Origin of the sequence: Paraburkholderia sp. CNPSo 3076 (genome assembly GCF_026343935.1) — a bacterium.
Lineage (GTDB): Bacteria > Pseudomonadota > Gammaproteobacteria > Burkholderiales > Burkholderiaceae > Paraburkholderia > Paraburkholderia nodosa.
The window spans coordinates 125555-138365 of record NZ_JAPMAL010000008.1 but is presented as its reverse complement, the minus strand read 5'-3'; the positions used below and the strand labels follow the sequence as shown (position 1 = coordinate 138365).

Genomic DNA, 12811 nt, shown 5'->3' with positions numbered 1-12811 from the left:
ATGCAGAATTTGATCCTCTTTCGCGGCGATCTTAGCACGCATCATCGTCAATATTGCCAGCGAAAAGAATGGCGGGAAAAGCGGAGCCGCTACCCGCCACCCATAGCCGCGCCGCCGCGGTAAAACAGGAGACGCAAATGAAGACCCTCGAAGAAAAGCACGCCTATGGTTTAAAGGTATTCGGCGAAATCATGGGTGAGGACAAGGCAGCCGGCTTGCGGGCCGCAAGCGAGTCCAACGGCTTCGGCGCCGATATTTCACGCCTTGCCGTCAATTACGCGTTCGCGGACGTATGGGGCGACGACAAGCTCGAGCGCAAACAGCGCAGCCTCGTGACGCTCGGCATCCTGATTGCCAACCGGCAGACATTCGAACTGAAAAACCACGTCCGCATTGCAGTACGCAACGGTCTGAGCGCACGAGAGCTCGAAGGTGTGCTCATCCAGGCGCTGCCGTATGCAGGCTTCCCGGCTGTCGCCTCCGCCACCACGGCGGTACTCGAGACGCTGCGGGAACTGGGCATCGACACTACCACCCGCACTTCGGAAGAACGCGGATTGCTGTGAGACAGCGGCAAAGCGCCCCCGCGACCTGAGGAGACAATTTGTGAGCACACCAATCGTGGATATCGTGCCGACGATGCGCGAATTCAACGTTTCGAACGATCTGCTCGGCGATCACGCCGCGCTGCAACAACGCTGGGACGAAGACGGCTACCTGTTCTTCCGCGACGTACTGGACCACGAGCCGCTCGAACGCATGCGCGCGCTGCTCGTTGACCACCTCGACCGCAACGGTTTCGTGGACCGTAACGATCGGGACGTGCGATGGACCGGCAAGGAGCGCGAAAATTTCAGCTTCTTTCCCGTGAAGGAAATGAATGAGCAGCGCGCAGCGCGAACCGTGATGGAAGATCCCGCAACTCGCGCATTCTTCCAGCGGCTCTTCGACGTACCGCTTTATTGGGTGCCGTTTACCGAATACCGCACTTCGCCGCCCGCCATCGACAAAAACCGCACACGCTTCGACTTCATTCACGAAGATGCGATCTACAGCGACCGCCTCGACTTCATCATTTGCTGGATTCCACTCAGCGATATCGACGCGCAAGTTGGTGGACTGGCCGTAGCGGAAGGGCTGCACAAGCTTCCGTGCCTGCATAAGAAGGACGGAGACAAGATCATTCCCATCGACCTTGCGAGCGTGCCCGAAGAAGCATGGCGCCGCACGAACTACCGTCTGGGCGACGTCCTGTTGATGAGCCGGCGCACGCCGCATTCCGGGCTCAGCAATCATTCCGACCGCTTCCGCCTTTCGCTCGACACGCGCATCCTGCCGCAAGGCGGCAGTTTCCCGTTCGCGCCGCGGCTGCCCTATGTGGGCACGCTGACGTCTATCGCGCCTGACCAGATCGTCGTGCGCGACGCGGATGGCGACCATGTCTTGCGGCTCGACGATACGAGCTATTTGCGCGGCTTCCAGGGCAACCGCGTACGCGGCGACGAGATTGCCGACGTTTATCAGCCGGGCTGCGAAGTGATCGTCGCACATGAAGGCGGCCTCGTTCAAACGCTGCGACCGCAGCATTGATCGTGCTATCGCGCGGAAAGGCGACGCTTCGTCTTTCCGCTCCGCGCCCCTTGGCGCCCGCGCATTCGCCACCGCATATTTTTCTGAACACCGTGCTAATATTAGAACACAAGCGCGATTCCAGGCGATTCCTCAATGACCGGTCGCATGGCTAGTGACTTCGTGCGCTATGTGCCCAACCACGACACGGCTGGCCTACCTCTATAGTTCGACCACCGGAAAATCATGACCGATTCATCCGACGCGACACTCGTCATCGGCGCTACTGGCGCGCAAGGGGGTGCTACCGCTCGTCGCCTCCTTGCGGCTGGACGTACAGTGCGCTTTCTGACACGAGATCCAGACTCGCCGACTGCACGGGCACTCATCGAAATGCATGCGCAGGGCCTAAGGGGGGATCTGGACGACCGTGAGTCGCTCGAAAAAGCGATGGAGGGCGTCAGCTCCGTCTTTTCCGTTCTCCTCCCCGATTTCGATCGCAGCGACAGGGAGCGCCGCCAGGGTTTCGCGCTCATCAACGCAGCGCGCAACGCGGGCGTCCCGCAATTCGTTCATACCTCCGTGGCGCAGGCAGGCAATCATTTGACGTTTCCAGACTGGAACGAGAAGCGCTGGAATCAAAAATACTGGACGGACAAATGGGACGTCGAAGAGGCCGTTCGCTCTGCGGGTTTCGAATCATGGACGGTCTTGCAACCGGCATTCATGATGGACAATCTCGCTGAGCCGAAAGCGCGCGCGATGTTCCCGCACCTGCGCGAGGGCTTGCTGCTCAGCGCGTTGCTGCCCGATACCCGGCTCGACTGGGTCGCCGCCGACGACGTGGGTGCGCTCGCAGCCAGCGCGCTCAACGACGCGCAACGCTGGCATGGCGAGACTGTGCCGCTGGCTTCGGAGAAGCTCACGATGTCCGCAGTGGGAGCTCGCCTCGGTCAGGTTCTTGGCACACAGATTGGCGTTTCGCACGTCTCGCCGGACGAAGCGCGAGCAAAGGGCCTCGCACCGGGCTGGGTGAACGCGCAGGAATGGATCAACGCGGTCGGGTATCGCGTCGACATCGATTCGCTCTCCGAACGTGGTATCCAGCTGACCTCGATGACAGACTGGATCGACGCGAATCGACAGCACATCCCGCTTGCGTGACAGGTCTGCGAAACAATCCTTGAGCAATGGAAGAGCCGCAATGAATGTCAGTGCCCCCTCCTGGTTCGATCTCGCCATGAGCCAGCCACGCCGCTCCCACTTCACCGAAGCCAGCGGGGCCGCAGTGCACTATGTCTCCTGGAACGCCGCAGACACAGGCAAACCTCCGCTCGTCTTCGCGCATGGATTTCTAGGACACACGCACTGGTGGGACTTCATTGCGCCGTTTTTCACCGACCGCTTTCGCGTGTTCGCTCTGGATTTCAGCGGCATGGGTGACAGCGGCTACAGGCAGGAATACAGCGCAGACATTTTCGTGCGCGACCTCGTAGCCGTCGTGGACGCAATCGGCTCCGGTCCGTGCGTTGCAGTCGGCCACAGCTTCGGCGGATCTCGTCTCCTGCAGGCGTGCGCGACTTTTCCCGATCGTCTCTCGCATGCCATCGTGCTCGATTCGTATTTCATGCTACGCGGCGATAGCTTGCCTGCCGTGGAACGACGCCCGCCTCCACGCCCCTATCCGGACTGGCAAACCGCCGTCAGCCGGTTTCGCCTCATCCCCGAGCAGGATTGCGAGCCGTGGCTTCTTGAACATCTTGCGCAGACATCGCTTCGCCAAGCCGCCGAAGGTTGGGTATGGCGTTTCGACCCGAAGCTGCGGGATCTCCAGCCGGTCGAAGGCGAGGAAGACCTGCTGACCCGCATCACGGTTCCCGTCAGCTACGTTCACGCCGAGTGCAGCAGCGTGGTCAGCGCGGATCGCGCGCGCCACATCGTAGCGGCGATTCCTGGCGCGAAGGGACCCATCACGATGTCGCGCGCAGGCCATCACATGATGCTTGACCAGCCACTCGCGCTGGTGAGCCTCTTACGAGCGTTGCTGGCATGAAACCCGACACAACTGCAACCTGGACAAGTGAGTTGCCTCTCTCGGCTCTGATCGCGCGCGCCGTCGAACAGCACGGCGCCACGCCGCTCCATTTTCATACCCAGGGCGGCGCCTACACGTGCACCACGCAGTCCTTGCTGCACGACGCGAGAGGAATATGCAAGGCGCTGCGAGCGATCGGCCTGCGTCGAGGCGAGGTGATCGCGATACAGCTCCCCACACAACGCGAGACTGCGCTTCTGTATCTGGCTGCACTCGAGATCGGCGCCGTGCTCGTACCGATCGTCCACATCTACGGTCCAGCCGAAGTCGGCTTCATCCTTCGGCAGTCGCGCGCCCGATTTCTTTGCGTACCCGACCTCTGGTGCGGCACGGACTACCTGGAGCGTGTCGCGGCGCTAGGCGACCCACCCGATCTGGAGCGCGTTATCGTCGTTGGCAATCGGGCGCCCGCGAACGGTATCACGTTCGATGCGCTGCGACGGCTCGCGGCGACAACGCACGATCGGCATCTCGGGGACGCGCCAACATCGGAAGACATCTGCCTGCTGCTGTACACATCGGGGACCACGGCTTCACCCAAAGGCGTTCAGCACTCGCATCGCACCGTTGGCGCAGAGTGGCAGATTCCGTTCATCGACGGGTCTGGGCCTTACCTCACACCCTTCCCCGCCGGACATATCGCAGGCTTCAATTTTCTGCTGCGCCCGTTCGTCACCGGCACGGAGATGGTGTTCATGGACCGATGGGACGCCTCGCTCGCTGCGCGACTCATCGAAGAGCATCGCGTGCGCCTTTCAGGCGGCACGCCGTTCCATCTTCAAGGACTCCTTGATGCCGCTCATCACGACGGCCGCAGCCTGGCATCGCTTGTGTCTTACGGTCTGGGCGGCACGGGCGTCACGCCCGAGCACGTCGCGCTGGCCGACCGCGCCGGATTTACGGGAACACGCGCTTATGGGTTGACCGAGCACTCGACGGTGAGCGTTGGCTGGGCCGATTCGCCTTTTGAAATTCGAGCCAATTCGGACGGGCGCGTTCAGCCCGGTTCTCAGGTGCGCGTTGTCGACGAGTTGGACCGCGACCTGCCTGCGGGACACGACGGCGAGATTCTCATCAAGGGACCGGAGTTGTTCGTCGGCTACACCGACCCGGCGCTCAATGCGGCGGCATTCACTCGCGACGGATGGTTCCGGACTGGCGATATTGGCCATCTCGACGAAAGCGGCTGCCTGACCATCACGGACCGAAAGAAGGACATCGTGATTCGCGGTGGAGAAAACATCTCGTCGCTCGAAGTGGAGCGCGTGCTTGCCACTCACCCCGCCGTACGCGATGTCGCCGTCGTGGCGCAACCCGACGCCCGATACGGCGAACGAGTCTGTGCCGTAGTCGTCTTGCACGAACACTCGGCACTCGACCTGAGCGCAGTTCAGACCCACTTTGCCGCCGCGGGCGTGGCGAAGCAAAAGACCCCCGAGCATCTTTGCATCGTTACAGAACTGCCGCGCACGCCATCGGGAAAAGTGCGAAAAGGCGACCTGCGCAAGCAGCTTTCCACGTAACGGCAGTTCAGTCGGCACTTATCGCGCGTGGTTGTCCTGGCGCGACTTGAAAAAACGATCTCGCTGCCTCGACACCTCATCGGACGCAGCGAGCCGATCGTAAATCGTACGCGCCGCGGCCAGGCCCGCTTCGAGATCAGCCGACTCGGCGGCGGCAGCGATGGCATCCAGGCACTTGCTTTCTATCGCATCGCCACAGGCGAGGCGCGCGCGCGCCGTAGCGATAACGGAAACCGGATCGTGGTCCGGCAACGGCAACCGGCGTATCAATGGCAACGCCGCGCTGCCGATCTTCTCTCGCGCCAGTTCGATCGTCAGGCGCAACACGTGCTGCTCATCGCCCTCGACGATTCGGTCGAATAGCGCTGTTCCGGCGAACGTACTCGCGGACACGATTTGCGCGCCGAGAATGAACTCGATCGATTTTGCGAGGCCCAGCACACGCGGCAAACGCTGCGTCCCGGACAAAGGGATCACACCAAGCCTGCACTCCGGCAGCCCGATCTGCGCATTGTCTGCGACAAGCCGGTAATGGCAGACCAACGCCGTTTCCAGCCCACCGCCAATGGCAAATCCGTGAATAGCGGCGACAACCGGCTTCTCGCTCGCCTCGATCACCGGATGAACATGCAGCGATAACGCGGGGGCTGCCGCCGCAGCGGCCGTGCCGAATTCGCGGATGTCGCCGCCTGCAGAGAAGCCACGACCGCAGCCTTTGAGCACGATCGCTCGAACTTCCGGATCGTGCCGCGCCGCTTCGAACGCAGCGACGAGCCCGCGACGAACTCCGAGGCCCAGCCCGTTGACCGGCGGCTGGCTCATCGCGACGACGGCCACGTCGTCTTCTACGTAATACTCGACGTTGTCGAAGCGCTGAGCGTTCCGGTTGTTCATCGATTGTTCGCCAGCCAACTCGGCACATCCGTCGGCCACGGATCCGCATATACCGCGTGCACACCCATTGCAGTCGTGTAGGCAAGATTCAGTACATTGCAAAACGCGACGAAGGCCAGCACGCGCAGCGCCGTGCGAACCGCAGAATGGCACTCGAGACGATCGACGCCTCGTTCGATCGCCGTGTAACCGTTGTTGTCGACGCTCATCAGAAGGAACGCAGAAGCCACGAAGGCGGACGGAAACAGCAGGAACTCGTAAACCGGAAACTGGTAGTAGTGACCGCCCCAGAACGAAACACGCTGAAACGCGCCCGGCCACGCATCGAATCCCATGAAGCGGCTGGCAGCGATGTCGAGCAGACCCATCGTCATCCAGATGGCAGCGAAGCCCGCGAGCGTGAGTCCAACGTTACCTGCACGGGGCCAACGCTGGCGGACCGCACGCATCGCCCATAGCGCGACCACCGCTGTGCCTGTGAACGTGTAGAAGTAGCTTGGCGCGTCGATCAGGACTGGCTCAGCAATGCGGGCATGCGGCGACTGCCAGAACGGAATGAATCGGCACCAGCAGCCGAAATTCACCGCATAGGCGTTATAGGTGAACATCGGCCGAAGGAAGTCCAACCACGGGTCGAGCCAGTATGCGGAGAGCCAGCCGATCATCATGAGACGCACCGCGTCGATGCGGCGGCTTTTGACGATTCCGTAGATGAACCAGATTGCCACCGGAATCAATAGCAGCACGCTGACCCATTGGTAATGGTCGATCGTCGCCTTCACGGATTCCGGAATCGGGTCCGCGCCCAGTTCGACGGGGCGGAAGTCCTCCGAACGAATCCATGCCACGTAGGCGTAGAATTGTGCAAAAGCGAAAAGCGCACCGAGCGCAGCCCACGCATACACCCTGTGCCAGGTCGTGCTGCGTCGAGCGACCATCTCCGACATGCTTGCCTCCTCATCATTATCACATCATTCACATTTTTGAATGATGGTCTAAAAAATGTACCCTGCTGAGGAGACAACGTCAAGCGCCATACGCGATGCGGCTTCGGTAGCGGCACGCCTGGCCGTGCCGCTCAACGCCCCCGAAGGTTGTTATCGGCCGATAAGGTCATGAATCTCGTGATCGAGCGCTGCCATTGCGAATCGCGGGGCAACTGCGCAATTGTTGACTTCCACCTGCCATTCCACCGGGTTCACGAGCCAGAAGAACAGTCCGTAGACGATGTGCCGCCGATACGCTTCGAGCGCGCTTTCAAATGACGGCGGCTCCTTCACCCCGTAAAACGCAAGCCGCTCGAGATAGTGCTCGAGCAACGCACGCTCCCATCGCGGTCGATCCGCGATGTCCAATGCCGAGATCAGGAAATACGTGACATCATGGGCCCACGGTCCGCGCCGATACGACTGCCAGTCGAGAAAGCCGGGCGTGCCGTCGCGGTCGAAATAGAGATTTCCGAGGTGAACGTCGCCGTGGAGAAGCGTCATCGGCCCGATTCGGTCGAAAGCGCGCAGATCGAGCAACGCGCGCTCCATCCAGTCCCGATCATGAAACCGCTTTGGCACGGCAGCCCCGCGCGGCAACTGCGTATAGCTTGCGAAAACATCGGGTTTCAACTGGCCCCAGTGATACGTGCCTGACTCGCCATCGGGCAGCGGATCCTGCGGCGCCAGCCAGGCCAGTTCACCACCACTATCGAGTTCCGGCGATTGCCAGAACTCCGCGTGCCAACGTGCCTGCGCGTCCAGATTCGCCGCGGCCTGCGCAAATGTGAGCGGCTTTTGCACGCGGCAGAATTCAACGTTCCGTGAGCTTAGATCTTCGAGGATCACGATAGACTGCCCGCTTCGAGCGTCCGTCTCTGCGTAAAAGCAGGCCGGTACGTTCGCGTGCATGTGAGGATGGACTTCCTTGAAGAACCTCGCCTCGTATTCGTATATGTAGGCGTTCAGATTCCGATATTCTGGAACGAAACCGCCCTTCACGATCAACGACTCCGGCAAGCCTAGCTCGCGCCCTCTTGCGTTGTAGACAGGATGCACCCTGACTTTGGTAGCGGTTCCGTACATCACATCGCTCACGGTGAGTGATTCGACCGTCACGCCCTCATGACCGCGCGCGAGCGCCGACGTCAGCCACGACGGCGTGATTTCCTCGACGTGCAAGGGGAGCCTTTCGGGAACCGGGTTCGATCTGTTCGCAACAAACATGTTGACGCGCTCCTGAGAAGTGCATGTGAGTTCGCGCATGTTGCGCGGCACCTCCAGACGCTCGCAACAGGGGAAATCCCGGCTGGCGTCATTGTTTCAAATATAGAACAACGTACACATGTTCGGACATGCCTTCACTCCGGTGCTGGCCTGGCAATCGCCTCGCAGCCCTGAAGTCTCTGATAATCCGAGCCAGCGACTTTGAGAACAGCCGACACCGCGCGGAAAGCACGCGTGCAACATCAACGTCGTGCCGGTGTCGACAGAGTTCCGACCCGCTTGCCTGCAGCCATACGGAAGGGCCTGCGTCGCTGCGGCACGTACATCCGCAGCCAACCGTTTGGCGCGTCACTTGACTTTGACGACGACCTTGCCTCTGGCGCGCCCTTGGGCAAGGTATTCAAGCGCTTCCTTCGCTTGCTCAAACGCAAATATCTTGTCAATCACAGGACGGATGCGTTCTGACTTGAGCAACTCGCCAATTTCGGAGAGTTGGCCGCCATCGGGGCGCACGAACAGGAATGAGTAGGTGACGTCCCGCTTTCTTGCTAGACGCATGATCTTGCGGCTCATTAGCCCGAATACAAACCTCAGAATGAAGTTCAGCCCGCGGGCGCGGGCGAACGCTGCATCCAGTGGCCCGATAAGCGACACAATCTTGCTCCCCGGCTTGAGGATGCCTATGGATTTTTCAATCGCATCACCTCTTATAGTGCCGAGCACGACGTCGTAGCCGCGCAGCACTTTCTCGAATTCCTGCTTCTTGTAATCGACGACTTCGTCTGCGCCCAGACTCGTTACCAGTTGGACGTTGCCGGTACTCGTGGTCGTTCCCACCCTGGCGCCGAAGTGCTTTGCCAGCTGGATCGCAAACGTGCCAATACCACCCGACCCGGCGGGGATGAAAACCTTCTGGCCAGCGCGAAGATTGGCGCGCTCCTTCAACGCTTGCCAGGAGGTGAGCCCGACCATCGGAACGGCGGCAGCCTGCACAAAGTCGAGGTTGACCGGCTTCGACGCGGCAACGCTCTCCGGCACCGCCGCGAATTCGGCAATCGAGCCCCTACCGAGATCGAAGAGGCTGGCAAAGACTGCGTCGCCCGGCTTGAAACGCGTCACACGGCTACCGACTTCAACCACTACGCCGGCAATGTCGCTGCCCAGTGTGGCCGGCAATTCGAACTTGAGGACGGGTTTGAACGTTCCCGCCGGAATCATGTTGTCGATCGGATTCAATCCCGCCGCGTGCACCTGGACCAACAGTTCATCAGGCTTGAGCGTGGGGCGAGGCACATCGGCGAACCCGATCTCGGGTGACTTGCCATAGCGTTTGAAGGTGAGCGCTTTCATGATGCATTAAATTCAATGTTGATTAAGTTATGGGCAGAGTTCGGACGGAATCCAGCTCATGCCCAAGGCTGCAGCACGACCTTACCGGTCGTGCTGCGCCCTTCGAGGAGGCGATGTGCTTCGGCGGCCTGCGAGAGCGGCAACACCGTCTCCGTTTGCAGAGTCACTTTGCCCGACAAAACCAGTCCGATGAGTTCGGTCAACGTCGCCTGGATCAGATCGGGGAAAGCCAGGTAGGCGCCGACGTAAAAGCTGGTGACGGTGTGATTGGGGACGGTCAGCTTCCACGGGTCGATCAGGCTGGTCTTGCCGCTGGACTGGCCGATGAAGATCAGGCGCCCGAACGAAGCCAATGCCTTGAACGCCTCGGCGACGTTGTCGCCGCCGGCCGTCTCCAGGACCACGTCCACGCCCTTGCCGTCGGTCAGTGCGCGCACTTGCTCGGCCCAGTCGGGGCGGGTGTAGTCCACCGACGCATCAGCCCCCAGGCGCTCGGCCAGGGCTCGCTTCGCGGGGCTGCTGGCGGCCGCGATGACCTTGCCGGCGCCATACAGCCTGGCCAGTTGCACGGCGAGCGACCCCACTCCGCCTGCCGCAGCCTCCACCAATACGGTTTCGCCCGGCGCCAGTCGAGCGGCCTTGCGCAGGACCAGCGCGGCGGTCAGGCCATGGGCAACCAGCGCCGAAGCGCGTAACAAGTCGAGCCCCGGAGGCAGCGGTATCACGATGGCGGCGGGCACGCGGACATACTGTGCATAACCACCTGCCCCTGGGGCGGCCAGCACCGGCGTGCCGACAGGGAGCGAAGTCACGGCCTTCCCGACGGCGGCAACCGTGCCGGCCACTTCAGCACCCAGCGTGAAGGGGGTTGGGGACGGCTCAGGATAGTCGTCGCCGCGCCGACGCATGACGTCGGCAAAGTTCACTCCCGCTGCTTCGACGCGGATGAGGACCTCATCGTCGGCGAGTGTCGGATCGGGCACCTCCTCATAGATCAGCGTTTCTGGTCCGCCTGTCTTATGAAACCGGACTGCTTTCATCTGTTTCTCCAAATCTCTGTGAAGTAAGGTAAGGCCTGTCTTCGACGAGACCTGTTCGAACTGCATATTCTGCTGAGCGTCATGGGGACTTCACCTGTCGCTGATCGCAAAGGATTTATTGCGCCAGAAACTCCAGTGCTTTGATCACGAAGTCGGTGTGATACTGAAAGATGCCTCCGTGTCCAGCGTCCTGGTAAATGACGAGCTGCGCGTTGGGAATGCGGCGGGCCATGTCGTGGCTCAATGCGGTGGGCACCATGATGTCATTGTCCCCATTGGCGATCAGGACTGGCATGTGCAGGCGGGTGAGGTCCTGCGGCGCCTGCTGGCCCCAGGCCTTGATCGCCTTGAGCTGGCGAAGCAAGGCGCCGGGTTTCGGCCCCTTGTCGCGTCCCGCCTTGCGTTCCTTGAGCCTCTTCAGGAATGCCCTTGCTGCCTGCCGGCCGTTGGCGGTGGCGGTGAAGAACAGATAGGTCTTGGGATCGCGCAGCGTCACCAGGCCCTTGAGCATCAGAGGCCAGGACATCGCCCCCACGCGATCGATGCCCTGGCCGCCCGCGGGCCCCGTGCCTGTGAGGATGAGCCTGCGCACCAGGTCCGGCGCCTTGAGCGCCACGTCCTGCGCCACGAAGCCGCCGAGCGAAAAGCCGAGCAGATCGACCTGATCGAAACCCATCGCGCGGATCAACGCGATGGTGTCGCGAGCCATCTCGTCCACGGTCACGGGTGCAATGCCATCGGAAGAACCGATTCCCCGGTAGTCGATCGCAATAACGCGATGCTTGCGTGCCAGGCCATCGACGATGCGCGGGTCGAAGTTGTCCAGCACGGCCCCCCAGTGGTTAAGCAGGATCAGCGGGATGCCGCCGCGCGGGCCCAGTTCGCGGTAAGCGAAGGTGGTTCCGCCCGCCCTGACCTGGTTGTTCTGTGCGTTGGCATAGGACGTCGCCGATTGGGTATCTGGGTTGATGCTCTTCATCATTGATTCCTTGGGTTCCGCCTTGATATGTCGAGCATCATGCTGACGGGGAAAAAAAAGCCGATCGAAACTCAATCCGCCGCTGGGGCGAGATGCTCCAGCGCCGCCTCCAGCAACGATCTGGACAGCGGTTCTTCGTCGACCGCGCGCGCCAGGACGACCGCCCCAATCATCGTTGCGGCGGTCGCCAGGGCGCGCATGTGCGCACCGGGCTTGCCCCAGTCGGCCGATTGGCGGGACACCATGTCGATCATTTCCTTGATGCGGCGGGTAATTGCGCGTCGAACCACCGGCGCCTGACGCGGCATTTCCGTTCCCAGGGCGGCGATCGGGCAACCGACCTCCGGGTTTTTCACGTGCTCTTTGGACAGATAGGCGTGCAACAGCGCCTGCAGGGATTGTTCGGCAGGCACGGCGGCCGTGAAGTGCAAAAAAGTGGCGATGGCCTCGGCTCCTGCGCGGTCCGCCAACTCGGCCAGCATGGCTTCACGCGAGGCGAAATGCGCGTAGAACCCGCCGTGGGTGAGGCCGGCCTCTTTCATGATGTCCGCAATGCCAATGCCGTCATATCCACAGCGGCGGATCGCGCGTGCGCCAACTTCGACGATGCGCTCGTGCGTGACTTCCTTGGATCGCGTCGTGGACCGTTTCATATGACGTTCAGGCGCAACCGCTGGTTCAGCAGATCTGGCTTCATGGCAACTCAGAAAGCGGTGCGGTCGTAAGGCAAGACGACTTTCGGGAGGTGCAGGAAGGCAGTAAGGCCCTGGAACCACATCACTTCCCGGAAGTCGCCACTGATGGTTAAGTCTTTACTGCCCACCCCCCTGAGGAAAGCCGCTTGGGCATCCTTGGCCGACAGAATCTCGAAGCCTTTGGCGGCACTAGTAAAGGTGAGCGTGAATCGAGGAGTCGTTGCCAGTCCTGCAAAGGACCGGACGGTGCCATCTTTGATAACAAAGTAGCGGCCGGCACCCGAAACCGTACGAATCTGGAATACCAAGCTCTTGGACGCGACGTAGCGTGCGGCGTTGGAGTCGGTCCTGATCTTGCGTTTCAGCATCTGGGCGAATGCCCATAACAGGAACTTGAACTTGAGCATTTCGGACATCCTTTAGATTTGAGAAAAGTGCCTTCGGGCTATGACG

The 12811-nt window shown here is 61.2% G+C and carries 13 protein-coding genes; 5 read left to right on the top strand and 8 right to left on the bottom strand.

Annotated elements, in window-relative coordinates; genetic code table 11:
• Nucleotides 1-137 precede the first annotated feature (137 nt).
• The 5 genes from M3A49_RS11445 to M3A49_RS11425 all read left to right on the top strand — a co-directional run bounded on the left by M3A49_RS11445 (nt 138) and on the right by M3A49_RS11425 (nt 5187).
• Nucleotides 138-566 (top strand): carboxymuconolactone decarboxylase family protein, encoded by a 429-nt coding sequence (locus M3A49_RS11445; protein ID WP_266228781.1) that lies wholly within the window; start codon nt 138-140, stop codon nt 564-566.
• Nucleotides 567-606: 40 nt separating this feature from the next.
• On the top strand, nt 607-1590 hold the full coding sequence (locus M3A49_RS11440; protein WP_266228780.1) for a phytanoyl-CoA dioxygenase family protein: 984 nt from the start codon (nt 607-609) through the stop codon (nt 1588-1590).
• 225 nt (nt 1591-1815) lie between these two features.
• Nucleotides 1816-2733, top strand: a complete 918-nt coding sequence (locus tag M3A49_RS11435) for an NmrA/HSCARG family protein (RefSeq protein ID WP_266228779.1) — start codon at nt 1816-1818, stop codon at nt 2731-2733.
• A 40-nt stretch (nt 2734-2773) separates the two neighbouring features.
• Entirely contained in the window at nt 2774-3622 is an 849-nt protein-coding gene (locus M3A49_RS11430; RefSeq protein WP_266228778.1) for an alpha/beta fold hydrolase, read from the top strand.
• A 32-nt stretch (nt 3623-3654) separates the two neighbouring features.
• Entirely contained in the window at nt 3655-5187 is a 1533-nt protein-coding gene (locus M3A49_RS11425; protein WP_266228776.1) for an AMP-binding protein, read from the top strand.
• 18 nt (nt 5188-5205) lie between these two features.
• Here the strand turns inward: M3A49_RS11425 and M3A49_RS11420 are convergent, their stop codons facing one another.
• From M3A49_RS11420 to M3A49_RS11385, 8 genes are all read right to left on the bottom strand, one after another.
• Nucleotides 5206-6024, bottom strand: coding sequence for an enoyl-CoA hydratase-related protein (locus tag M3A49_RS11420; RefSeq protein ID WP_266228775.1), 819 nt, complete (start codon nt 6022-6024; stop codon nt 5206-5208).
• A 53-nt stretch (nt 6025-6077) separates the two neighbouring features.
• The gene (locus M3A49_RS11415) at nt 6078-7028 is read right to left on the bottom strand and encodes a spirocyclase AveC family protein (RefSeq protein WP_266228774.1); all 951 of its coding nucleotides are present in this window, start codon (nt 7026-7028) and stop codon (nt 6078-6080) included.
• A gap of 150 nt (nt 7029-7178) precedes the next feature.
• Entirely contained in the window at nt 7179-8069 is an 891-nt protein-coding gene (locus tag M3A49_RS11410; protein WP_266228773.1) for a phosphotransferase, read from the bottom strand.
• 573 nt (nt 8070-8642) lie between these two features.
• Nucleotides 8643-9644: an NADP-dependent oxidoreductase gene (locus tag M3A49_RS11405; protein WP_266228772.1), complete on the bottom strand. Its 1002-nt coding sequence runs from the start codon at nt 9642-9644 to the stop codon at nt 8643-8645.
• 56 nt (nt 9645-9700) lie between these two features.
• Nucleotides 9701-10684: a quinone oxidoreductase family protein gene (locus M3A49_RS11400; RefSeq protein ID WP_266228771.1), complete on the bottom strand. Its 984-nt coding sequence runs from the start codon at nt 10682-10684 to the stop codon at nt 9701-9703.
• 115 nt (nt 10685-10799) lie between these two features.
• A complete protein-coding gene (locus tag M3A49_RS11395) occupies nt 10800-11663 on the bottom strand; it encodes an alpha/beta fold hydrolase (RefSeq protein ID WP_266228770.1) in 864 nt (287 codons plus the stop codon).
• A 71-nt stretch (nt 11664-11734) separates the two neighbouring features.
• Complete coding sequence (locus M3A49_RS11390) at nt 11735-12316, bottom strand: TetR/AcrR family transcriptional regulator (RefSeq protein ID WP_266228769.1); 582 nt, start codon at nt 12314-12316, stop codon at nt 11735-11737.
• 50 nt (nt 12317-12366) lie between these two features.
• A complete protein-coding gene (locus tag M3A49_RS11385) occupies nt 12367-12765 on the bottom strand; it encodes a helicase (protein ID WP_266228768.1) in 399 nt (132 codons plus the stop codon).
• Nucleotides 12766-12811: the final 46 nt, after the last annotated feature.

Coding starts and splice junctions, on each gene's coding strand:
- M3A49_RS11435 (WP_266228779.1), top strand. CDS start 1,816: ATGACCGATTCATCCGACGCGACACTCGTCATCGGCGCTACTGGCGCG.
- M3A49_RS11390 (WP_266228769.1), bottom strand. CDS start 12,316: ATGAAACGGTCCACGACGCGATCCAAGGAAGTCACGCACGAGCGCATC.
- M3A49_RS11445 (WP_266228781.1), top strand. CDS start 138: ATGAAGACCCTCGAAGAAAAGCACGCCTATGGTTTAAAGGTATTCGGC.
- M3A49_RS11395 (WP_266228770.1), bottom strand. CDS start 11,663: ATGAAGAGCATCAACCCAGATACCCAATCGGCGACGTCCTATGCCAAC.
- M3A49_RS11400 (WP_266228771.1), bottom strand. CDS start 10,684: ATGAAAGCAGTCCGGTTTCATAAGACAGGCGGACCAGAAACGCTGATC.
- M3A49_RS11430 (WP_266228778.1), top strand. CDS start 2,774: ATGAATGTCAGTGCCCCCTCCTGGTTCGATCTCGCCATGAGCCAGCCA.
- M3A49_RS11415 (WP_266228774.1), bottom strand. CDS start 7,028: ATGTCGGAGATGGTCGCTCGACGCAGCACGACCTGGCACAGGGTGTAT.
- M3A49_RS11385 (WP_266228768.1), bottom strand. CDS start 12,765: ATGCTCAAGTTCAAGTTCCTGTTATGGGCATTCGCCCAGATGCTGAAA.
- M3A49_RS11405 (WP_266228772.1), bottom strand. CDS start 9,644: ATGAAAGCGCTCACCTTCAAACGCTATGGCAAGTCACCCGAGATCGGG.